We start from the raw sequence: 21112 nt of genomic DNA on the forward strand, positions 1-21112 counted from the left end.
CGGCGTCTTGATACGGATGGAATCAGTCACCAAGCGGTACCCCGACGGCACGGTGGCCGTCGACCGGCTGTCCCTGGAGATACCCGACCGCTCGATCACCGTCCTCGTCGGACCGTCGGGCTGCGGCAAGACCACCACCCTGCGCATGATCAACAGGATGGTCGAACCGAGCGAGGGAACGATCCTCCTCGACGGCGAGGACGTCCAGCGGCGCCCCGTCACCGCCCTGCGCCGGTCGATGGGGTACGTCATCCAGAACGCCGGCCTCTTCCAGCACCGCACGATCGTCGACAACATCGCCACCGTGCCCCGCATGCTCGGCTGGGGCAAGCCCAAGGCCCGGGCGCGGGCCGCCGAACTCATGGAGCGCGTCGGGCTCGACCCCGCCCTCGCCCAGCGCTACCCCTACCAGCTCTCCGGGGGCCAGCAGCAGCGCGTCGGCGTGGCCCGGGCGCTCGCCGCCGACCCGCCGGTGCTGCTGATGGACGAGCCGTTCTCCGCCGTCGACCCGGTCGTCCGCAAGGGACTCCAGGACGAACTCCTGCGCATCCAGGACGAGCTGGGCAAGACCATCGTCTTCGTCACCCACGACATCGACGAGGCGATCAAACTCGGCACGACGGTCGCCGTCCTGCGCGAGGGCGGCCGCCTGGCCCAGTACGCCCCGCCCGCCGAGCTGCTGTCGAACCCCGCCGACGCCTTCGTCGAGGACTTCCTCGGCGCCGACCGCGGCATCCGCCGCCTGTCGTTCTTCCCGTCCGCGCGACTCGCGCTGACCACCGGCCCGGTGATCCCCCTCGACGCCACCGCCGCCCAGATCACCGCCCCCGACGTCCCCTGGCTCCTGGTCACCGACGCCGACGGCCGCCCCCTCGGCTGGGGCGAGCGGCACGATCTGACGGCCGGTGACATCCGCGCCGACCGGCTCGTCCCGCCCGGGCGCCCGTTCGTGCCCGGCACCGACTCGCTGCGGGTCGCCCTCGACTGCGCCGTGCTCTCCCCGTCCGGCCACGCCGTCGCCGTGGACGGCACCGGGCGGGTGACCGGGGTGGTCTCGCAGCAGACCATCGGCGAGGCCATCCGCAGCGCCCACGCCGCCGAGGTGGCCGAGGTCGCCTCGTGAACGGCTTCTTCGACATCCCCAGCGACCTCCAGCACAGCTGGCTCGGCCTGGTCGGACTGCACCTGCGCGAGGCGCTGCTGCCGGTCCTGGCCGGTCTGCTCCTGGCCCTGCCGCTCGCCCAGCTCTGCGTGCGCTTCCGCTGGCTGTACCCGCCCGTCCTCGGCCTCACCACCGTCCTGTACGCGGTGCCGTCCCTGGCCTTCTTCGTCGTCCTCATCGACTACACCGGCCAGACCGAACTGACCGTGATGATCCCGCTGGCCGTCTACAGCCTCGTGGTGCTCGTCCCGGCCATCGTCGACGGGGTGCGCTCGGTGCCGCAGGAGACCCTGGCCGCGGCCACCGCCATGGGCTTCGGGCCCGTACGCCGGTACGTCCAGGTGCAGTTGCCGATCGCCGTGCCCGCCATCGTCGCCGGGCTCCGCGTCGCCACCGTCTCCAGCATCTCCCTGGTCAGCGTCGGCACCCTCATCGGCAACCAGGGCGCCCTCGGCAACCTGCTCGCCGACGCGCAGAAGTACGACCGCCCCGAACTCGCCGTCAACTCCGTGCTCACCACGGCCGTCCTGGCCATCCTCTGCGACGCGCTGCTGGTCCTGCTGCGCGTGCTGCTCACCCCCTGGATGCCGAACGCCCGCCGCGACCGCCGCGCCGCGGGCACCCGCGGGCCTGCCCCGGCGGCGCAGGAGGCCGCCCGGTGAACGTCCTCGGCTTCGTCCAGGCCTTCTTCAGCGACAGCGCCCACTGGCACGGCTACGACGGCATCCCCCAACGCCTGCTCGAACACGTCCAGTACTCGCTGCTGGCCCTCGCCCTCGCCGCCGCGATCGGCCTGCCCGTGGGGCTGCTGACCGGGCACACCGGGCGCGGCGGCAACGCGCTGGCCCTCATCGCCACCGCCGCCCGCGCGCTGCCCAGCTTCGGCCTGCTGGTGCTCATCGTCATCGTGATGGGCTTCGGCCTGCTGCCGGTGATGATCCCGCTGGTCGTGCTGGCCGTGCCCCCGATCCTGGTGACCACCTACGAGGCGGTGCGCACCGTCGACCCGTCCCCGGTGGACGCCGCCCGCGGGATGGGCATGCGGGAGTCGCGCATCCTCTTCCAGGTCGAACTGCCCGTCGCCCTGCCGCTGATCCTGAGCGGCCTGCGCTCCGCGGCCATCCAGATCGTCTCCACCGCCACCATCGCCGCGTACGTCAGCCTCGGGGGGCTCGGCCGGTACATCGTCGACGGGCTCTACCAGCGCGACTACGAGAAGGTGGTCGGCGGCGCCACCCTGGTCGCCGTCCTGGCACTCGTCACGCTGGCCTTGTTCTGGGCGGCGGGACGCCTGGCCGTGTCGCCCGGTGTCCGCAGGCGCTGAATTCCCCACCGATTTCGTAGGAAAACCGTGACGTGGGCGACCTTGACTGATCGTGAGGCCGCTGGATTGGATCGACGGATGACTTCCACCGTGCGCAACAGCAGGTCAAGGACGAGGAACACCGGTGCGGCGGCCGTCGCGCTCGCCGCGGCGGCACTGCTCGCGGGCTGTTCGTCCGGTGACACCTCCGACGACCCCCTGGCCGGTGAGAAGGCCGAGAAGGGCACCGTCGTCGTCGGCTCCAACAACTTCGCCGAGTCCACGCTGCTGGCCGACATCTACGGTGAGGCGCTCAAGGCCAAGGGCATCAAGGTCGCCTACAAGCACAACATCGGCAGCCGGGAGACCACGTACGGCCTGATGAAGAACGGCTCCGTCACCGTGCTCCCCGAGTACAACGGCTCGCTGCTCGCCTACCTGGACCCCAAGGCCGAGCAGAAGTCCGCGGACGCCGTCAACGAAGCCGTGAAGGCCAAGCTGGACAAGAAGCTGACGCTGCTGACGTCCTCGCCCGCCGAGGACAAGGACTCGGTCACCGTCAACGCCGAGACGGCCGAGAAGTACAAGCTGACCGCCTCCTCCACCCTGGCCGACCTCAAGGACGCCGCACCCGACCTGGTCATCGGCGGCTCGCCCGAGTTCCAGACCCGGCACCAGGGCCTGAAGGGCCTGAAGTCCGTGTACGGGCTGGAGTTCAAGTCCTTCAAGGCGCTCGACGCGGGCGGCCCGCTCACCCAGGCGGCCCTGACCCGCAACACCGTCCAGGCGGCCGACATCTTCACCACGGACCCGACCATCGTGAAGGAGAAGTTCGTCGTCCTGAAGGACCCGGAGAACCTCTTCGGCTTCGCCAACGTGACGCCGCTGGTGAACAGGAGCGGGCTGCCGAAGGAGGGCGCCGACGCGCTCGACGCGGTCTCCGCGAAGCTGGACACCGAGACGCTCCTGGACCTGGACGCCCAGGTCCAGCTGGAGAAGAAGGACCCGCTCGACGTCGCGAAGGCGTGGCTTAAGTCGGCGGGGCTGAGCTGACCGACCGGACGTGAGCACCCGGCGGCGAGGGCCGCCGGGATGCCCCCGTCCGGCGGCGGGCGGGTCTAGGTTCGGACCGCCGACGCGATCAGCTGGTCGATCAGGGCGATCAGCACGTCACGGCACGACTCCCTCTCGCGCGCGTCGCACAGCAGCACCTGCACGTGCTCGGGCACGGCGAGCGCCTCCCTGATGTCCTCGGGCGGATACGGGTGTTCGCCGTGGAAGCCGTTGACGGCGACGACGAACGGGATGCCCCGGCGCTCGAAGAAGTCGATCGCGGCGAAGCTCGACTCGGGGCGGCGCACGTCGACCAGTACCACGGCGCCGAGCGCGCCGAGGGCCAGGTCGTTCCACATGAACCAGAAGCGCTGCTGGCCCGGCGTGCCGAACAGATACAGCACCAGGTCCTGGCTGATGGTGATGCGGCCGAAGTCCAGGGCCACGGTGGTGGCCCGCTTCTCCTCGATGCCCTCCAGGTCGTCGACCCCGAGACCGGCCATGGTCAGGGGTTCCTCGGTGCGCAGCGGGGCGATCTCGCTGACCGACCCCACCAGGGTGGTCTTGCCGACGCCGAAGCCCCCGGCGATGAGGATCTTGACCGTGTCGGGTGCGGAGGCGTCGGTGACGACGTCAGAGCCGGCCAAGGCCGTCCCTCACTTTCTGCAGCAGGTCCAGGTCCGGTGTGGTGCGGGTGACGAGACGCGGCGGTCGGACCGTGATCCGGCCCGCCTCCAGCAGGTCGCAGAGCAGGATCACGACCACGCTGACCGGCAGGTCCAGCCGCGCCGCCACCTCGGCCACGGCGACCGGCTCGGCGCACACCCGCAGGATCCGCAGGTGCTCGGGCTGGCAGCGGACCGCCGCGGCCGGCGGGGGATCGACCGCGGTGACCGTCGAGATGAGCGTGAAGTCGCCGCGGCTGGGCCGCGTCCGGCCACCGGTCAGGGTGAAGGGTCTGACCAGCCGGCCCGCCGGATCGCCTTCGCCCACCTCACACGCCGGGATCGGTCGCGGGACCGGCCGTGCCGCGCGGTGCCGCGCTGAGGTGCTCGCCGATCTTCTTCACCAGCATGTTCATCTGGTACGCCACCACGCCCACGTCGGCGCCCGGCCCGGTCAGCACCACCAGGTGGGCGCCGGGTCCGGCGGAGGTCAGGATGAGGTAGCTGTTGGCCATCTCGATCAGCGCCTGGCGCACCGGACCGCCCCGGAAGTCCATGCTGACGCCCTTGCTGAGGCTCATCAGCCCGGACGCGGTCGCCGCGAGCCGCTCGGCGTCGTCGCGCAGGAAGCCGGTGGACTTGCTGACCACCAGGCCGTCCTCGGAGAGCACCACGGCCTGGTTCACGTCGGCGACCCGCTCCACGAGTCCGGTCAGCAGCTGGTCGAGCTGGGTGTGCGTGGCGGGGATGGGGCGTGTCATTGCGGTGTCCTTCGTCAGCGGTCGGCGTCAGCGGTCGGCGGGCGGAGTCGAGGGAACGGGGCCGTGGTCGGCCTGCCGGGGCGGTGCGGCCGTCTCCCCGGCGGACGGCGGCTCGGCCTCGCCGTCCCGGGCCCGGAGGGTGCCGCGCTGGAAACCGGCCAGGGAGGAGGCGGCCGCCTCGGCGGTGAAGTCGTCGGGGGAGGCGTCCTCGGGGGCGGGCGCGGCGTCCTCGCGCAGTTCCTCCACCAGGCTGGTCTGGGGCACGCGGCGGGGGAGCGGGGCGAGGCCGTCGGTGCGCGGGACGACGGGGCGGGCGGTGGCCGACGCGACGGACGGGGCCGTGCGGGCCGTGACCAGGGGCCGCGGCTCCCGCGCCCGCGCGGGACCGGCGGGGCGGTCGGCCGTGGGCGCCGCCCCGGCGCTCCGCCGGGCCTCCTGCCGCTCGCCGTCCGTCTCGGCACCTCCGGCCGCGGGGGCGTCCTCGTCCGCCGGGGCGTCCTCCCCGACGTCGGCGCCGGGCCGGTCCGCCGGGTCCGGCGCGCCGTCCGCCCTCCCGGCCGGACCGGCCGCCGGCGTCCCGCCGCCGGGCGTCTCGCGCACCACGACCTCGTGCGGGACCAGCACGATCCCGGTGGTCCCGCCGTAGGGCGACGAGCGCAGGGTGACGGTGATGCCGTGCCGGTGGGCCAGCTGGGCGACGACGAACATGCCCAGGCGCAGGTCGTCGGCGAGCGCGACGACGTCGAACTTGGGTGGCACGGCGAGCTGTTCGTTGAAGGAGGCGTAGTCCTCCTCCGACAGGCCGAGCCCGCGGTCCTCGATCTCCACGGCCAGGCCCTTGGCCACCATGGCGGCCCGTACGGTGACCGGGCTCGGGGCGGGGGAGTAGGCGGTGGCGTTGTCGATGAGCTCGGCCAGCAGGTGGATGACGTCGGCGACCGCGGGCGGCGCCACGAACACCTCCTCCTCGGTGTGCACCTCCACCCGCTGGTACTCGGCGACCTCGCCGATCGCGCTGCGCAGGATGTCGATCAGCGCGACGGGCTCGGTCCAGCTGCGGCCGGGCCGTTCGCCGCTGACGATGACGAGGTTCTCCTCGTAGCGGCGCAACTGGCTCGCGGTGGAGTCCAGTTCGTACAGGCCCTGGAGGATCTCGGGGTCGGTGTGCCGGCGTTCCAGCGTGTCGAGCTTGCTCAGCTGCAGGTTGACCAGGTTCTGGCTCTGCCGGGCGATGCCCAGGATGACCTTCTGGAAGCCGCGCCGGGTGTCGGCGAGTTCGACCGCCGTGTGCACGGCCGTGCGCTGGGCGGTGTTGAACGCCTGGGCCACCTGGCCGAGTTCGTCGTGGCCGTAGTCCAGCGGGGGCGTCGCCGACTCCGCGTCGACCGTCTCCCCCCGCTCCAGCCGGGCGACGACGTCGGGCAGCCGTTCCTGCGCCAGGCTGACGGCGGCCCGGCGCAGCCCGCGCAGCCGCCGCGACAGCGAGCGGGTGATGCGCCAGGACATGCCGACGCACAGCAGCAGCGCGATCAGCCCGCCGGCGCTGAGCAGCGCCGCCTTGAGCAGCAGGGCGTCCGCCCGGTCGGCACTGCGCTGGAGCAAACCCGTCGTCTGCTGGTCGATGAGGGTCGCGTACTGCTTTGACAGCCGGTCCATGGCGGCGTCCCACCGCTGCCGCTCCTCGGGCAGGACGATCCGGTCGCGGTCGGCGGAGGAGCCGCGCGCCGCCAGCACCCGGTCCTCGACCGACTCCAGCGCCCGCCACTGCGGCCCCGCCATGATCCGCTCGGTCTGCGCCTTGGCACTGCCGGTCAGTTGCGGCAGCACCTGGTCCTGCACCAGCCACCGGCGGGTGTGGACCAGCTCCGTGAACTGCGTCCACGCCTTGTCGTCCATGTGCCCGGAGGGCCAGGCGAGGGTCAGCTGCGCGTCCTCCCGCGAGACCAGCTCCGCCGCGTGCTCCAGGCCGACCAGCGGCCCGGCCTGCGAGGTGAGGTCCCCGTCGTCGACCTGGGACAGCGCCTGGAAGGCGTGGATCTGGTCGTCGATGATCGAGGAGTACTGGTCCAGCGCCTGCTGGGGGGTGATGTCGGTGGGGTCGTCCACCTGGTCCCGGTAGTACTCGAGACTGCCGACCGAACCCAGGACGGAGTACAGCCGCTCGGAGATGCGGGCGGGCGCCTCGCCGATGGCGTCGGCCTGCGCGACGAGCCGTCCGACCGCCTTGTCGGTCTCCTCGCGCTGGGCCTCCAGGGCGGCCCGGGAGCCCCTCGGCGTGGCGAGCCAGGCGGCGGACAGGCTGCGCTCCCGCTGCAGGGCCAGGGTCGCGTGGGTGCCCATGGCGCCGGTCGACCGGCTCAGTTCCGTCTGCTCGCGCAGCGTGAGCCCCTCCGAGAACATCTGGATCGTCGTCACGCCCCACATGGCGGCGAGGGTGACGCTCGGCACCAGGGCCAGGAGCACCAGGGAGATGCGCATGGAGCCGAGGTGGCGCCGGGCACCTGTCCGTCGAGACATCGTCGTCCTAGGGCGATCAGGGGGAGGGGGCGTGGTCGGGGAGGGCGGGTGCGGGGCGCGGTGGTGTGCCGGGCTCGGCACGCGGGATGCGCAGGATGCTATCCGCACACGTGGGCGTGGGGACCCCGCCCGGGGGAGACGTCGGCGCCACGGGGTGCCCGGTCACCGGGTCCCGGCGGCGGCGAACCGGGCCACGGCCGACACGTTCGACTTCGTCACGAACGCCGGGCCGGTGAGGACCGGAGCCGTGCCGCCGCCGCTGACGTTGCCGTTGGTGCGGTAGAGCCACAGGGCGTCCACCGCCAGGTAGCCCTGCAGGTACGGCTGCTGGTCCACGGCGAACTGCACGTCACCGCCGCGCACCGCCTTGACGAGGTCCTTGTCGAGGTCGAAGGTGGCGACCTTCGCCCTGCTGCCCGCCTGCCGCGCGGCCTCGACCGCGCTCAGCGCGAACTGGGCGCCGTTGGTGACGACCTGGTCGACGCCGGAGTCCTGGCGCAGCCGGGCGGTGATCGCGGCGGTCACCGCGTCCAGGTCGGTGCCGTCCACGTACAGGTTGTCGGTCTCGCCGCCGAACGCCTTCTCCACACCGGCGCAGCGGGCCTCCAGCGCGACGTTGCCCCGCTCGTGCACCACGCACAGGGCGTGCTTCGCCTTGAGATCGTCCAGCTTGTCGCCGACCGCCCGGCCCGCGACGGACTCGTCCTGGCCGAAGTACTCCAGCAGCCCCGCCGGCCGCCAGGCGTCGATCCCGGAGTTGAGCCCGACGACGGGGATGCCGGCCGCCTTGGCCTCGGCGACCGGGCCCCGCATCGCCGCCGGTTTGGCCAGGGTCACGGCGATGCCGTCGACCTTGTCGCGGACGGCGTCGCGCACGAGGCCGGCCTGGGCGGCCGGGTCGGCGTCCCCGGCGTAGGTGAGGTCGATGCCGTCCTTGGCGGCCGCCGCCTCGGCGCCCTTGCGCACCAGGTCCCAGAACGCGTCGCCCTCCCCGCCGTGGGTGACGAGGGCGACCCGCATCCCGCCGCCGGAGCCCGCCGAGGCCGCGCCGTCCTCCTCGTTGCCCAGGGCCGAGCAGCCGGACAGCAGCAGGCACACGGCGGACGCCAGCGCCGCGACCCGGCGGGGCCCGGCCGGGGTGTGCGGCGGGGGAGGAGTGTTCATGAGGGGCGGACCTCGCTGTGCGGCCGAGCAAGAGCATGTGGAGAGCGCGGACGGGGGCCCCGGGGTGGGCACCGGCCGGACGACTCTCGCTGGCCGGAGCCAACCCTGTGTGAGCACTGGTCGTCAAGTGAGCGGCCACCAGCAGTGAGTTGATGCTGCCGCATCGTGATGATCTGTCCGACCGGCCGAACACCCGCGTCCGCCGCGGGGATGCGGGCCGGGGGCCGCCGCGGCGCGCCCGGGCGCATTCGTGCGCGCTCGTGCGCAGGGTCCGGTGCGCGCCGGGCCGGGCGGCGCCCGGGGGCGGTCAGGCCCGCTGCGCCGGGATCGTGCCGGTCGCCGCGGCCCGCGCTGCCCTGGCCTCCTTCCGGCGCCTGCGGCGGCCGATCCGGGGCTCCTGGTCCGGGAGCCAGCCGAAGGTGAGGCAGCTGCCGACGACGCCCAGCAGCAGTCCGACGAAGAAGCCGCCCAGGTTGGACGTCACCCAGCTGCCGAGGGAGACGAGTACGCCGACGACCGAGTAGAACAGCCGCTGGGCGGGGCTGGCGAGCACGAGCACGCCGCACAGCAGCATCACCACCGGCAGCAGGTAGCCGGCCAGGCCCTGCATGCCGACGTGCAGGACGACGTCCAGCGACGCCTTGAGGGTGAGCAGGATCTCCGCCCCGCCCAGGGCGAGCAGCAGCCCGCCCCAGAACGGACGGCCGGCCCGCCACCGGCGGAAGGCGAGCCGGAATCCGCCGCGCGGGCCGCCCGGCATCAGCAGCCCGATCCGCTGAAGCCCAGCTTCAGCCCGGGCAGCTTGAACACCCCGGCCGTCGTCGCGTAGTTGGTCTGCCGCAGATCGGCGATGCGGACGGTGTCGGACTGCTGGCTGAAGACGCCCTTGGGACCGCGGCCCTGCGGCCCGGCCTTGTCCAGGGTGCTGGCGTCGTTGCCGATCTCGATGTCGGTGAACGCCGCGTCGCCCGACAGCTCGGTCGAGTCGGTCGTCAGATCACTCGCGGTGACCTTCTGGGCGCCGCCACCGGCCCTGATCACGAGGTTGGTGCCGCCGAGGTCGACGCTCTGGCACAGCTTGGTGAGGGTCGCGTTCTTGATCACGGACGTGACGACCAGGACCTGGCCGCCGGTGTCGCCCGCGTTCGGGCTGCCCTCGGCCATCTCGTCCAGGCTGCCGAACTGTGCGAAGCCGGTGCCGTTCAACTCCGTCGCGGTGACGGTGAACGGCATGCCGGAGATGGCGAACTGCACGCCCAGCGCGCCCTGCGCGGTCAGCACGGCGAGGGCCGCGGCGGTCAGCGCGGCCGGCACCGCCATCACCGCCGCCCGGCGCGCCCGGACCCGTCCGCGCCGGGCGGGGGCGTCGCCCGGGACGGCGGAGCCGTCCGGTCTCTCGGGGAGGTGCTCGGTGGAGGAGGTGGTCATGTCTGCTCCAGGTGCATGTCGGTGCGGATCGGACGTCGTCGGCGCGCTGTCCTGGCGCGGACACCGACCGCGGGCGCACGGCCCTCGCAACTCCCGTCTGCTGCAAGGGCTTTCTCCTTACGCCGCAGTAGCCGACGGTGAAGTTACCGGGGGTTACATGAAGGGTCAAGGGACGTGTGGACAAAGAGTGAGGAGGGTGTCCGGCAGGTGAGTCCCCGGTGCTCCGGAAGGCTCACCCGGTGCACAACTCCCCTACGCAGCCTTGACGTTGACTCTGGGCCAGGTCTACAACTCTCCTCGTCCCACCGGATCCGTGGCGCCGGATCCGCAGCGCGGCGCCGTCCGCGCCCCTTGGACACCGCCCGTACCGCACAGCAGCTCCTCGCCCGGCGTGTCCGAACGGGCTTTCCCTCGCCCGCGCTCCGCTCATGCGGCACGGCACGGCACGGCACGACATGGCACGGCACGGCCGCACCGCTCGACCCCTGTGATCAGCCACCCACCCGCCGTCGGCGGTCCGTCGCGTACGGAGAAGGCGTGACGGACCGCCGACGGCGAACGCGCCGGCGTCCCCGCACCCCCCTCACCCCACGCAGCGAAAGAGGTACACCCGCATGCGCACTCGCACCCTCATCGCCCTCACCGCAGCCGTCGCCGCCCTGGGGCTGACCGCCCCCGCCTCGGCCGCCGACACCCCGGTCCTGACCACCGCCGACGGCGCCGCCGTCCAGGTCGGCGCCGTCCTCGACGCGTCCCTGGCCCAGGGCACCGCCGCGACCTTCCGCTCCAGCGCGACCGGCACCAACGGCATCTCGTGCACCTCGTCGGCGTTCTCCGCGACCGTCACCGACAACCCGGCCGCGCCCGGCACCGCCACCGAGTCACTGACCTCGCACAGCTTCGCCACCAGCGGCTGCTCGGCCAACGTCACCGGGGTGCTCGGCGTCAGCGGCATCACCGTCGACAACCTGCCCTACACCGCGAGCGTGTCGTCCGGCGGCACCCTGTCCGTCACGCCGGCGGCCGGATCCACCATCCAGTCGACCGTCAAGCTGCGCACCCTGCTCGGCAGCATCACCTGCGTCTACCAGGCGCCCGCCCTGACCGGCACGGCGAGCAACGCCGACCACAGCATCTCCTTCACCAACCAGCAGTTCACGAAGGTGTCCGGCTCGTCCCTGTGCTTCGCCAACGCGTTCTTCACCGCGAAGTACGCCCCGGTGACCACCGGCGGCTCCGCGGTCACCGTCAACTGACGTCCGGCACAGTCGGGTTCAGCGCCGTCGCAGGCGCAGGACCAGGGCGGCGCCGCCGGTGAGCACCAGGACCGCCGCGGCGCCGCCCGCCAGCGTGCGCGAGGACGGGCCCGGGCCCGGCACCGGCGTGGAGGCCAGCGGTGTCTGCGCACCCTGCGGCCGTGGGGGCGGCGCCCCGGCACCGGCGGCCTTCTCCGGGGCACTGCTGTCCGGCCCGGGTGTCCCGGGGGCCGGGGCGGCCGGAGCGGTCGTCTTCCTGCCCCCGGTCTCCTCCTTCTTCTTCCTCTTCTCCTCATCCTCGCCCTGCGCGTCCCCGTTCCGCGCGTTCGCCTTCCGCGCCGGGAACACCACGTCCGAGCAGGAGTAGTAGGTGTCCGGTGTGCTGCTGTTCTGCCACACCGTGTACAGCACGTGCCGCCCCACCCGGTCGGACGGCAGGGTCGCCGCGAAGCGGTAGGCGCCGTCCGCCAGGGCCGGGTCGGTCACCCGCGCGAAGGGTTTCTCCGGCAGGTCGGCCCAGGTGAGCGGACGCGTCGGGTCGAATCCGGGCTTCGTCAGGTACAGCCGGAAGGTCCCGGTGTGCGGGATCGTCGAGGCGTAGCGCAGGGTGAGCCGCGCACCGGGCGCCACCCGGGTCGACGGCCAGTCGGCGCGGGGGAGGTCGAGGCCGCGGTAGGCGGGCAGGCCCGCGCTGCACAGCTTCCCGTCCGGCACGACCGCGCGGTCCCGCCCGTTCACGTTCGCCACCCGCAGGTTGTCCCACGCCGTGAACGGCCCGCCGTTCGCCGCGACGGCCGCCCGGCACGCCGGCGTGCCGGCCCGTTCACCGCCCTCGGGAGAACAGGCCACCACCCGGCTCACCGGATCCGTGGGCGCACCGTGCGCCGCGGCCGGCGACGCCGTCCACAGCGGCAGCAGCAAGGCGGTCAGGGCGGCGGCCGGCGCCGCGCGCCGGGCGGTCGTACGGAACATGTCCGGGGCTTCCTGGGGGAGGGAGAGGGCGGGAGAGGTCGACGTGCAGTACGGGAAACCGGGGCGCCGCGTTCACTTCGCCACGACCCGTTCGAATCGGGCCATTCCCGCTCGACCCCCTTTCATCGAGGGTCCGTTCACGATCGGATCGAGGGTTTCCCCCGTATCCCGGTGACCTTCCCGTTGCCTATCGTTCGACCACAGCTGACCCACAGGTAACCCCGAACGGGTCCGCGCACCACTCGCGCCTGGCCGGCCATCGCGTCGCTCTTCGCTTTTCGAACCACCCCCACCTGCGCTTCGAGGACGAAGCGACCCCACTGCCGCTCCGCCCCGCCGGAGTCCGGCCACGAAAGGCAACGATCGTGCGTACCTCCCCAGAGCTCAGACGGAAGCTGATATCCGTCGCCGCCGTCTCCGTCGTCCTGCTGACCGCCGCCCCCGCCTCGGTCGCCGTCGCCCAGGAGTCCGCCCGCCCGGCCGCCGTCCCCGCGGCCCAGACCGAGGCCGCCCCGGGCACCACCGCCGAGCGCCTCATCGTCGGCTACAAGTCGGGCGCCGGCGAGGCCGCGTCCGACAAGGCGGCCGCCGCCGACGCCGCCGCCAAGGCCGAGAAGACCGGCGAGGACGTCGACTTCCAGCGCCGCCTCGGCACCGGCGCCGCCCTCGTCGACCTGGGCGCCGCCCCCTCCACGTCGGCCGTCGCCGACGTCGTGGCCGCGTACCGGGCCGACCCGCAGGTCGCCTACGTGGTGCCGGACCGGCTGAACAAGCCGACGGCCGTCACCCCCAACGACACCGACTACGGCAAGCAGTGGGACCTCTTCGAGTCCACCGCGGGCATGAACGTCCCGGGCGCCTGGGACACCACGACCGGCAGCGGCGTCACCGTCGCCGTCATCGACACCGGCTACGTCACGCACTCCGACCTGGCCGCGAACATCGTCGCCGGCTACGACTTCATCTCCGACACGGCCGTCTCCGTCGACGGCAACGGCCGCGACAGCAACCCGGCCGACCCGGGCGACTGGTACAACGCGGGCGAGTGCGGCGCGGGCGTCCCCGCCTCCACCTCCTCCTGGCACGGCACGCACGTGGCCGGCACGATCGCCGCCGCCACCAACAACGGCAAGGGCGTCGCCGGCGTCGCCTACGGCGCCAAGGTCTCCCCGCTCCGCGTCCTCGGCAAGTGCGGCGGCTACGACTCCGACATCATCGACGCCATCACCTGGGCCTCCGGCGGTTCGGTGTCCGGCGTCCCCGCCAACACCAACGTCGCCAAGGTCATCAACATGAGCCTCGGCGGGAGCGGCGCCTGCACCAGCGCCACCCAGAGCGCCATCAACGGCGCGGTGAGCCGCGGCACCACGGTCGTCGTCGCCGCCGGCAACGAGAACATGAACGCCTCCAACGCCTCTCCCGCGAACTGCTCGGGCGTCATCACCGTCGCCGCGACCAACCGCGCGGGCAGCAGGGCCTCGTACTCCAACTACGGCTCGATCGTCGACATCTCCGCCCCCGGCGGCGAGACCCGGACGACCACCGCCAACGGCATCCTGTCCACGCTGAACTCGGGCACCAAGACGCCGTCGACGGAGAACTACGCCTACTACCAGGGCACCAGCATGGCCACCCCGCACATCGCGGGCCTCGCCGCGCTGATGAAGTCGGCCAACTCCGCCCTGACGCCGGCACAGATCGAGTCGGCCATCAAGACCAACGCCCGTCCGCTGCCGGGCACCTGCTCCGGCGGCTGCGGCGCCGGTCTGGCGGACGCCACCAAGACGGTCCAGGCCGTCAAGGGCGGCACGTCCACCGGCACCACCTTCTCCAGCACCACCGCCGTCGCCGTCCCGGACAATGGCGCCGCGATCGAGTCCCCGATCAGCGTCACCGGCCGCAGCGGCAACGCCCCTTCGGCCCTGCAGGTCGGCGTGGACATCACCCACACCTACCGCGGTGACCTCGTCATCGACCTGGTGGCCCCGGACGGGACGGCGTACCGCCTGAAGTCCGCCTCCTCGGACTCCGCGGACAACGTCAACACCACCTACACGGTCAACGCCTCCAGCGAGGTCGCCAACGGCACCTGGAAGCTGCGCGTGCAGGACACCGCGGCGCAGGACACGGGCACGCTCAACAACTGGAAGCTGACCTTCTGATCCCTTCGATCCCTCCCTGACGGGAAATCAGAACGGGTCGGGCCACGAACGGGCGGGCCGGCCGGTGCGGATGGGGCACCGGCCGGCCCGCCTTCATGTCTGCCCGCAGCCGCCGGCCGTTCAGAAACCGGATCGGCTGTTTCCTGTAGAGGGCCGGGCGTACTATGCCGGAAGTGCCCCTGAATTCGCGCCCCCTGACCGGGATCCGCCGCCTGAGGGTGAGTTATCGTGTGCGGGGGGTAAAAACAAACGGCATGGCCCGTTCATTTCCGTCCCGGGAGAGTCCAGCCGATGGCGAGGCAGTTGCGAGCCGAGCAGACCCGTTCGACGATCATCACGGCCGCCGCTGACCTGTTCGACCGCCGCGGCTACGAATCGACCAGTCTCAGCGACATCGTGGAGCACGCCCGCGTCACCAAGGGCGCCCTGTACTTCCACTTCGCGGCGAAGGAGGACCTCGCCCACGCGATCCTCGAACGCCAGTCGCTCACCGCCCGGCGGCTGGCGACGGAGACCGAGAACCGCGGCCACACGTCCCTGGAGTCGCTGATGCGCCTCACCTTCGGCATCACGCGCCAGTCCGTCGACGACCCGGTCCTGCGCGCCGGACTCCGGCTCGCCACCGGCGGGATCCGCCCCCGGCCGCCGCTGAGCCACCCGTTCAACGAATGGCTGGACATCGTCACGGCCCGGCTCGCCGGCGCGGTCAAGGAGTCCGACGTCCACCCCGACATCGACATCGACGTCGTCGCCCACTCACTGGTCTGCTTCTTCGTCGGCACCCGCGTGGTGGGCCGCTCCCGGGAACCCGTCACCCGCCAGCCGCGCCGCACGGCCGAGATGTGGACCATACTCGTCCGCGGCCTGGTCCCGGTCACCCGCCGTGCCCGCTACCTGAGCCTCGCGGCCCGCCTGGAGCGGGAGATCGCGCCGGTGTGACCGGCACGGCGGTGCCCCGGCCGGCGCGCCCCGCACGCGCGTTACGGTGAGGCCCATGCCCGACACCTCCCGCCCGCCCGTGCTCCTCGGCGACCGGCCGTTCCCGCACAGTGTGCTGGCCGAGCGGCACCCCGCGATCATCCGGCAGGTCCGCGAGGCCTTCCCGTACGGCCCGGAGCAGCACCGCGCGCTCGGCGAACTGCTCACCGAGTGCACCGAGGGCCGGATCGAGCCCCTCCCCGCCGACGCGCACGACCGTGCCCGCTGGGACGACTGGGGGCTGCGCGACCACGCCGGCCGGTCCTGGTTCGAGGTGCCGTGGCTGTGGTCGGAGAGCTGGTTCTACCGCCGGCTGCTCCAGGCGGTCGGCTACTTCGGGCCCGGACCCTGGCAGGGCATCGACCCCTTCCGTCCGTTCAAGCAGGCCGAACTGGACTCCGCCGAGACCGACGAGGAACTCGCCGCGCTCGACGCCCTCGACACCCGTCCCACCGAGGAGCGGCAACGCGCCCTGCTGCACGGCTCCCTGTGGGGCAACCGCGCCGACCTCGGCTTCCGCTTCTCGGCGCACGGAGCCCGGCAGGCGGACGCGGTACCCGGTCTCGTCGCCGACGACGGCGACCGCCTCCGGTCGCTGCTCGACGCCCCGGGCGGCCCGGGACCGCGCAGCCTCTGCCTGGTCGCCGACAACGCCGGCCGCGAACTCGTCCCCGACCTGCTGCTCCTGGCCCACCTGCTGGCCGCCGGCGACATCGACCGCGCCGTCCTGCACGTCAAGCCGTACCCCTACTACGTCTCGGACGCCACCACCGCCGACGTCGTCGACGCCCTGCGCCGCCTGACCGGCGCCGGGGGAGCGGCCGCACGGTACGGACGGCAGCTGTGGTCCGCCCTCGCCGACGGAAGCCTCACCCTGCGCGCCCACCCCTTCTCCTGCGCCCCGCTGCCCTACGAGGAGATGCCCGCCGACCTGCGCGCCGACTTCGCCTCGGCCACACTGACGGTGTTCAAGGGCGACCTCAACTACCGGCGCCTGGTGGGTGACCGGCTCTGGCCGCCGACCACGCCCTTCGCCGACGTCACCGCCTGGTTCCCCGGTCCGGTCGCCGCGCTGCGCACGCTCAAGTCCGACGTGATCACCGGCCTGGACGCGGACACCGAGGCGCAGCTGGACGCGACGGAGAGCGGACGCTGGCGCACCGGCGGCACCCACGCCCTGATCCAGGTGCACGTCCCGCGCTAGATATGTCGTTCGGATCTTGCCGCGTCTGCGTCATGATCCGAACGACAGGCACTGGCCTCCCGGTGCCCGGCCCGGCGGGGGAACGCACCGGCGCGGGGCGGAAGGTCCCGGTTCGCCGCCGATTCACGCGATGGTGTGATCATGTCCGGGGCCGCGGATGCCCCCGGAGGGCGGCGGGTAGCCCCGGGCCATGACGCAGCCGTTCGAGCTCCCGCACTTCTACATGCCGCACCCCGCGCGGCTCAACCCCCATCTCGACGAGGCCCGGGCCCATTCGACCGAGTGGGCGCGCGCGAGGGGCATGCTGGAGGGATCCGGCGTCTGGGAGCAGGCCGACCTCGACGCCCACGACTACGGCCTGCTCTGCGCCTACACCCACCCCGACTGCGACGGTCCCGCGCTGTCCCTCGTCACCGACTGGTACGTGTGGGTCTTCTTCTTCGACGACCACTTCCTGGAGAAGTACAAGCGCAGCCAGGACCGCGCCGCGGGCAAGGCCCACCTGGACCGGCTGCCCCTGTTCATGCCGCTGGACCTGTCGGCGCCCGTGCCGGAGCCGGAGAACCCGGTCGAGGCCGGACTCGCCGACCTCTGGGCGCGCACGGTCCCGGCGATGTCCGAGGACTGGCGCCGCCGCTTCGCCGTGGCCACCGAGCACCTGCTCAACGAGTCGATGTGGGAGCTGTCCAACATCAACGAGGGGCGGATCGCCAACCCCGTCGAGTACATCGAGATGCGCCGCAAGGTGGGCGGCGCCCCCTGGTCGGCCGGGCTCGTGGAGTACGCCACCGCCGAAGTGCCCGCCTCCGTCGCCGGGTCCAGGCCGCTGCGGGTGCTCATGGAGACGTTCTCCGACGCCGTGCACCTGCGCAACGACCTGTTCTCCTACCAGCGCGAGGTCGAGGACGAGGGCGAGAACAGCAACGGCGTGCTCGTCCTGGAGACCTTCTTCGGCTGCACCACCCAGGAGGCCGCCGACACGGTCAACGACGTCCTCACCTCCCGGCTGCACCAGTTCGAGCACACGGCGTTCACCGAAGTGCCCGCCCTGGCCCTGGAGAAGGGGCTGCGGCCCGACGAGGTCGCGGCCGTGGCGGCCTACACCAAGGGGCTGCAGGACTGGCAGTCCGGCGGCCACGAGTGGCACCTGCGCTCCAGCCGCTACATGAACGAGAACGCCGTGCGCGGCGGCAGCCCCTGGCCGGGCTGCTCGGGCCCCGGCAACTCCGCCGCCGACGTACGGGCCCTGCTCGCCTCGGCCGGCGCCGACCGCGCGCGCTCCTACCGGCACGTGCCGTACCAGAAGGTCGGGCCCTCGCAGATCCCCGAGATCCGGATGCCGTTCCCGCTCCAGCTCAGCCCGCACCTGGACAACTCGCGGTCGAGCCTGCGCGCTTGGGTGACCCGCATGGGCATCCTGTCGGAAGGCGTCTGGGACGAGGACAAGCTCCGCGCCTACGACCTGCCCCTCTGCGCCGCCGGCCTCGACCCGGACGCCACTCAGGAGGCCCTCGACCTCAGCTCGCAGTGGCTCGCCTGGGGCACCTACGGCGACGACTACTACCCCCTGGTGTACGGCCACCGCCGCGACCTGGCCGCCGCCCGGATCACCACGGCCCGCCTGTCCGACTGCATGCCGGTCGACGGCGCCGCGCCACCGGCGCCGGTCAACGCCATGGAGCGCAGCCTGATCGACCTGTGGCTGCGGACCACGGCGGCCATGACTCCCGGCGAGCGGCGCACGCTCAAGAACGCGATCGACTCCATGACCGAGAGCTGGGTGTGGGAGCTGTCCAACCAGCTCCAGAACCGGGTCCCCGACCCGGTCGACTACCTGGAGATGCGCCGGGCGACGTTCGGCTCGGACCTGACCCTGAGCCTGTGCCGGATGGGCCACGGCCCGGCGGTCCCGCCGGAGGTGTACCGCAGCGGCCCGGTCCGCTCCCTGGAGAACGCCGCGATGGACTTCGCGTGCCTGCTCAACGACGTCTTCTCGTACCAGAAGGAGATCGAGTTCGAGGGCGAGATCCACAACGCGATCCTCGTCGTGCAGTCGTTCTTCGACTGCGACTATCCGACGGGACTCGGCATCGTGCACGACCTGATGAGCCGGCGCATGTGCCAGTTCGAGCATGTCGTGGAGCACGAACTGCCCGTGCTGTACGACGACTTCCGGCTGTCGGACGAGGCGCGCGCCGCGATGGGGACCTACGTGGCGGACCTGCGCAACTGGATGTCCGGGATCCTCAACTGGCACCGGCACGTCGACCGCTACAAGGACGCCTGGCTGTCCCGGCGCGCCCACGGGTTCCTGCCGGACCGGCCGCCAGCCGTGCCCGTGCCGGCCGTGCGCTGAGCCGCGCGGCCCGCCCGGCGCGGCCCCGTCGCCGCGCTGTCCGTCGGCTCGCGCCGCACCCGCCCGAGGGTGCGGCGCGAGCCGCGACCGCGCGTCCGGTCCTCCTCCCCGTCCTCCTCGCGCGTCCTTCCCGGGTTGGCTGTCCTCCTCAGGGGCTCCTTGTCCTCCTCGGGTGCGCTGTCCTTCTCGGGGGCCGCTCAGTCTCACTCGTTCGTGGCTCGTCGGCCGCGGAACCGTTGGGTAGAGCATCTGCCGTGATCGTCCCGCGTCCGCCGGAGGCGATCGGCACCTCCGGAGGCGAGCCATGGAACAGACCGCGCTGCGACCCAAGCCCATGCCGGGCCAGGACCCCGGCGGGGCCGAACCGCAGAGGGGCAGCGGCCCGACCCGGCCCCGTCCGCACGCCGCCCGGCGGCGCGGGCGGCGGCTGCTGAACGTGCTGTTCGGGGGCTTCGCCGGCGCGGTCCTGGTGCTGTCCGGCGTGGGGCTCGGGGCGATGGGCTCCACGGTGGCCGCCCACGGCGCCTTCCTCGGCCAGCGCGCGCCCCACGCACCGGTTTCGCCCGCCCCTTCACCGCCCGCCCCCTCACCGTCCGCCGCGACGCAGGCGCCCGTGGCCGCGACCCTCGGTGTCCAGGTCATGGACGCCCGCGGGCCCGGCGCCGTGGTCGTCGGGCTCCACGTCCCCGGTCCGGCGCAGCGGGCCGGGCTGGTCCGGGGCGACGTGCTGCTGACCTTCGGCCGGACCCGGATCGACACGGCGGCCGACCTGGTGCGTGCCGTCGCCCGGGCCCGCCCCGGCCGCGAGGTGCGACTGACGGTGCGGCACCGCAGCGGCGGCTACGAACAGCTCACGACGGTGCCCGCGGTCTCGGCATGAAAGGGGCCGGGGACGCCGGCCATCGCCGCCGAACCCGGTGAAAGCCCGCAGACGGCTCGCGCGGCCCCCGCCCGGCGGGCAGGATGCTGCCCGTAGACCTTCGTCCGTCCTGGGAGGCCCGGATGACCGGAACCACGGCCGCGTCCTTCACCGCCGACGACTACCGGGCCCGCATGGACCGCGCCGCACGGTCGGCCGCCGAAGCCGGGCTCGCCGGTCTGCTGGTCGCCCCCGGGCCGGACCTGGTGTGGCTGACCGGTTACGCACCCCCGGCCGTCACCGAACGGCTCACCCTCCTGGTCCTCACCGCGGACCGGGACCCCGTCCTCGTCGTCCCCGCCCTGGAGGCCCCGGACGCGCGGAAGGCGTCGGGCGCGTCCGCCCTGGAGCTGCGCGACTGGACCGACGGCAAGGACCCCTATGCCGCCACGGCCGCCCTGCTCGCCCCGGCGGGCCGCTTCGGCATCAGCGACAACGCCTGGGCGCTGCACCTGCTGGCCCTGCAGCAGGCCGTGCCCGGCAGCGCCTACGTCTCGCTCACCGAGGCCCTGCCGATGCTGCGGGCCGTCAAGGACGCGGCGGAGCTGGAGCTGATGGCGGCCGCGGGAGCCGCCGCCGACGCCACGTTCGAGGAGATCCGCGAGGTCCCCTTCGCCGGGCGCCGCGAGGCGGAGGTGGCCGCGGACCTGGACCGGCTGCTGCGCCGGCACGGCCACGAACAGGTCGACTTCACCATCGTCGCCTCGGGCCCCAACGGCGCGAACCCGCACCACGAGGCCGGCGCCCGGACCATCGAACGCGGTGACATGGTCGTGCTCGACTTCGGCGGTCTGCGCGACGGCTACGGCTCCGACACCTCCCGCACGGTGCACGTGGGCGAACCCACCGACGAGGAGCGCCGCGTCCACGACGTCGTGCGCGCGGCCCAGGAGGCCGGGTTCCGCGCGGTGCGGCCCGGCGCCGCCTGCCAGGACGTGGACCGGGCGGCCCGGGCGGTCATCGCGGACGCCGGGTACGGCGAGTACTTCATCCACCGCACCGGGCACGGCATCGGCGTCACCACGCACGAACCGCCGTACATGATCGAGGGCGAGGAGCAGCCCCTGGTGCCGGGCATGTGCTTCTCCGTGGAACCCGGCATCTACCTGCCCGGCCGGTTCGGTGTGCGCATCGAGGACATCGTGACCGTCACCGAGGACGGCGGGCGGCGCCTGAACACCACCACCCGCGAGCTGGTCATAGTGGAGTGAC

Annotated in this window: 19 protein-coding genes; 11 read left to right on the top strand and 8 right to left on the bottom strand. The window is 72.9% G+C overall.

What is annotated here, in order from left to right; genetic code table 11:
• Window positions 1-7 precede the first annotated feature (7 nt).
• From ACFYWG_RS22295 to ACFYWG_RS22310, 4 genes are all read left to right on the top strand, one after another.
• Window positions 8-1123 carry an ABC transporter ATP-binding protein gene (locus tag ACFYWG_RS22295; protein ID WP_383503910.1) on the top strand — a complete coding sequence of 372 codons (1116 nt, stop codon included), beginning with the start codon at window positions 8-10 and terminating at the stop codon, window positions 1121-1123.
• Window positions 1120-1824, top strand: coding sequence for an ABC transporter permease (locus ACFYWG_RS22300; RefSeq protein ID WP_385417471.1), 705 nt, complete (start codon window positions 1120-1122; stop codon window positions 1822-1824). Before ACFYWG_RS22295 ends, ACFYWG_RS22300 begins: the two co-directional genes overlap by 4 nt.
• The gene (locus ACFYWG_RS22305) at window positions 1821-2486 is read left to right on the top strand and encodes an ABC transporter permease (RefSeq protein WP_376325150.1); all 666 of its coding nucleotides are present in this window, start codon (window positions 1821-1823) and stop codon (window positions 2484-2486) included. The genes ACFYWG_RS22300 and ACFYWG_RS22305 overlap by 4 nt, the downstream gene beginning before the upstream one ends.
• A gap of 78 nt (window positions 2487-2564) precedes the next feature.
• The gene (locus tag ACFYWG_RS22310) at window positions 2565-3518 is read left to right on the top strand and encodes an ABC transporter substrate-binding protein (protein ID WP_383503912.1); all 954 of its coding nucleotides are present in this window, start codon (window positions 2565-2567) and stop codon (window positions 3516-3518) included.
• A 65-nt stretch (window positions 3519-3583) separates the two neighbouring features.
• On the opposite strand, the gene ACFYWG_RS22315 is transcribed toward ACFYWG_RS22310, so the two are convergent.
• The 7 genes from ACFYWG_RS22315 to ACFYWG_RS22345 form a co-directional block, all read right to left on the bottom strand.
• Window positions 3584-4165, bottom strand: a complete 582-nt coding sequence (locus ACFYWG_RS22315) for an ATP/GTP-binding protein (RefSeq protein ID WP_383503913.1) — start codon at window positions 4163-4165, stop codon at window positions 3584-3586.
• Window positions 4152-4511: a DUF742 domain-containing protein gene (locus tag ACFYWG_RS22320; RefSeq protein ID WP_376325157.1), complete on the bottom strand. Its 360-nt coding sequence runs from the start codon at window positions 4509-4511 to the stop codon at window positions 4152-4154. Before ACFYWG_RS22320 ends, ACFYWG_RS22315 begins: the two co-directional genes overlap by 14 nt.
• 1 nt (window position 4512) lies before the next feature.
• A complete protein-coding gene (locus ACFYWG_RS22325) occupies window positions 4513-4944 on the bottom strand; it encodes a roadblock/LC7 domain-containing protein (RefSeq protein WP_333934841.1) in 432 nt (143 codons plus the stop codon).
• 27 nt (window positions 4945-4971) lie between these two features.
• Window positions 4972-7461, bottom strand: coding sequence for a nitrate- and nitrite sensing domain-containing protein (locus ACFYWG_RS22330; protein ID WP_389203047.1), 2490 nt, complete (start codon window positions 7459-7461; stop codon window positions 4972-4974).
• 162 nt (window positions 7462-7623) lie between these two features.
• Entirely contained in the window at window positions 7624-8625 is a 1002-nt protein-coding gene (locus ACFYWG_RS22335; RefSeq protein ID WP_389203049.1) for a substrate-binding domain-containing protein, read from the bottom strand.
• A gap of 307 nt (window positions 8626-8932) precedes the next feature.
• Window positions 8933-9385, bottom strand: coding sequence for a DUF6114 domain-containing protein (locus ACFYWG_RS22340; protein WP_383503917.1), 453 nt, complete (start codon window positions 9383-9385; stop codon window positions 8933-8935).
• Window positions 9385-10053: a DUF6230 family protein gene (locus tag ACFYWG_RS22345; RefSeq protein WP_389203052.1), complete on the bottom strand. Its 669-nt coding sequence runs from the start codon at window positions 10051-10053 to the stop codon at window positions 9385-9387. The genes ACFYWG_RS22340 and ACFYWG_RS22345 overlap by 1 nt, the downstream gene beginning before the upstream one ends.
• A 614-nt stretch (window positions 10054-10667) precedes the next feature.
• Between ACFYWG_RS22345 and ACFYWG_RS22350 the strand changes: the two genes are divergently transcribed.
• Complete coding sequence (locus ACFYWG_RS22350; RefSeq protein ID WP_389203055.1) at window positions 10668-11309, top strand: Tat pathway signal sequence domain protein; 642 nt, start codon at window positions 10668-10670, stop codon at window positions 11307-11309.
• An 18-nt stretch (window positions 11310-11327) separates the two neighbouring features.
• Here the strand turns inward: ACFYWG_RS22350 and ACFYWG_RS22355 are convergent, their stop codons facing one another.
• Window positions 11328-12281 (bottom strand): lytic polysaccharide monooxygenase, encoded by a 954-nt coding sequence (locus ACFYWG_RS22355; RefSeq protein ID WP_389203057.1) that lies wholly within the window; start codon window positions 12279-12281, stop codon window positions 11328-11330.
• 365 nt (window positions 12282-12646) lie between these two features.
• Here ACFYWG_RS22355 and ACFYWG_RS22360 point away from each other — a divergent pair, with 365 nt between their 5' ends.
• The 6 genes from ACFYWG_RS22360 (at window position 12647) to ACFYWG_RS22385 (ending at window position 21111) form a co-directional block, all read left to right on the top strand.
• On the top strand, window positions 12647-14443 hold the full coding sequence (locus tag ACFYWG_RS22360; protein WP_385417491.1) for a S8 family serine peptidase: 1797 nt from the start codon (window positions 12647-12649) through the stop codon (window positions 14441-14443).
• Window positions 14444-14734: 291 nt separating this feature from the next.
• Complete coding sequence (locus tag ACFYWG_RS22365) at window positions 14735-15382, top strand: ScbR family autoregulator-binding transcription factor (RefSeq protein WP_376325177.1); 648 nt, start codon at window positions 14735-14737, stop codon at window positions 15380-15382.
• 55 nt (window positions 15383-15437) lie between these two features.
• Window positions 15438-16625, top strand: a complete 1188-nt coding sequence (locus ACFYWG_RS22370; RefSeq protein WP_383511823.1) for a damage-control phosphatase ARMT1 family protein — start codon at window positions 15438-15440, stop codon at window positions 16623-16625.
• 190 nt (window positions 16626-16815) lie between these two features.
• Window positions 16816-18981, top strand: coding sequence for a germacradienol/geosmin synthase Cyc2 (cyc2, locus tag ACFYWG_RS22375; RefSeq protein ID WP_389203062.1), 2166 nt, complete (start codon window positions 16816-16818; stop codon window positions 18979-18981).
• A 304-nt stretch (window positions 18982-19285) separates the two neighbouring features.
• Window positions 19286-19861 (top strand): PDZ domain-containing protein, encoded by a 576-nt coding sequence (locus tag ACFYWG_RS22380; RefSeq protein WP_385417499.1) that lies wholly within the window; start codon window positions 19286-19288, stop codon window positions 19859-19861.
• A 122-nt stretch (window positions 19862-19983) separates the two neighbouring features.
• A complete protein-coding gene (locus tag ACFYWG_RS22385) occupies window positions 19984-21111 on the top strand; it encodes an aminopeptidase P family protein (protein ID WP_389203065.1) in 1128 nt (375 codons plus the stop codon).
• The last annotated feature ends 1 nt before the right edge of the window (window position 21112 follow it).

This window comes from Streptomyces sp. NPDC003456, from assembly GCF_042878735.1.
GTDB lineage: Bacteria > Actinomycetota > Actinomycetes > Streptomycetales > Streptomycetaceae > Streptomyces.

Bases quoted from the DNA above. Each gene is read 5' to 3' on its own strand.
- ACFYWG_RS22310 (WP_383503912.1), top strand. From the start codon at position 2,565: ATGACTTCCACCGTGCGCAACAGCAGGTCAAGGACGAGGAACACCGGT.
- ACFYWG_RS22325 (WP_333934841.1), bottom strand. From the start codon at position 4,944: ATGACACGCCCCATCCCCGCCACGCACACCCAGCTCGACCAGCTGCTG.
- ACFYWG_RS22330 (WP_389203047.1), bottom strand. From the start codon at position 7,461: ATGTCTCGACGGACAGGTGCCCGGCGCCACCTCGGCTCCATGCGCATC.
- ACFYWG_RS22335 (WP_389203049.1), bottom strand. From the start codon at position 8,625: ATGAACACTCCTCCCCCGCCGCACACCCCGGCCGGGCCCCGCCGGGTC.
- ACFYWG_RS22340 (WP_383503917.1), bottom strand. From the start codon at position 9,385: ATGCCGGGCGGCCCGCGCGGCGGATTCCGGCTCGCCTTCCGCCGGTGG.
- ACFYWG_RS22345 (WP_389203052.1), bottom strand. From the start codon at position 10,053: ATGACCACCTCCTCCACCGAGCACCTCCCCGAGAGACCGGACGGCTCC.
- ACFYWG_RS22350 (WP_389203055.1), top strand. From the start codon at position 10,668: ATGCGCACTCGCACCCTCATCGCCCTCACCGCAGCCGTCGCCGCCCTG.
- ACFYWG_RS22355 (WP_389203057.1), bottom strand. From the start codon at position 12,281: ATGTTCCGTACGACCGCCCGGCGCGCGGCGCCGGCCGCCGCCCTGACC.
- ACFYWG_RS22365 (WP_376325177.1), top strand. From the start codon at position 14,735: ATGGCGAGGCAGTTGCGAGCCGAGCAGACCCGTTCGACGATCATCACG.
- ACFYWG_RS22370 (WP_383511823.1), top strand. From the start codon at position 15,438: ATGCCCGACACCTCCCGCCCGCCCGTGCTCCTCGGCGACCGGCCGTTC.
- cyc2 (WP_389203062.1), top strand. From the start codon at position 16,816: ATGACGCAGCCGTTCGAGCTCCCGCACTTCTACATGCCGCACCCCGCG.
- ACFYWG_RS22380 (WP_385417499.1), top strand. From the start codon at position 19,286: ATGGAACAGACCGCGCTGCGACCCAAGCCCATGCCGGGCCAGGACCCC.
- ACFYWG_RS22385 (WP_389203065.1), top strand. From the start codon at position 19,984: ATGACCGGAACCACGGCCGCGTCCTTCACCGCCGACGACTACCGGGCC.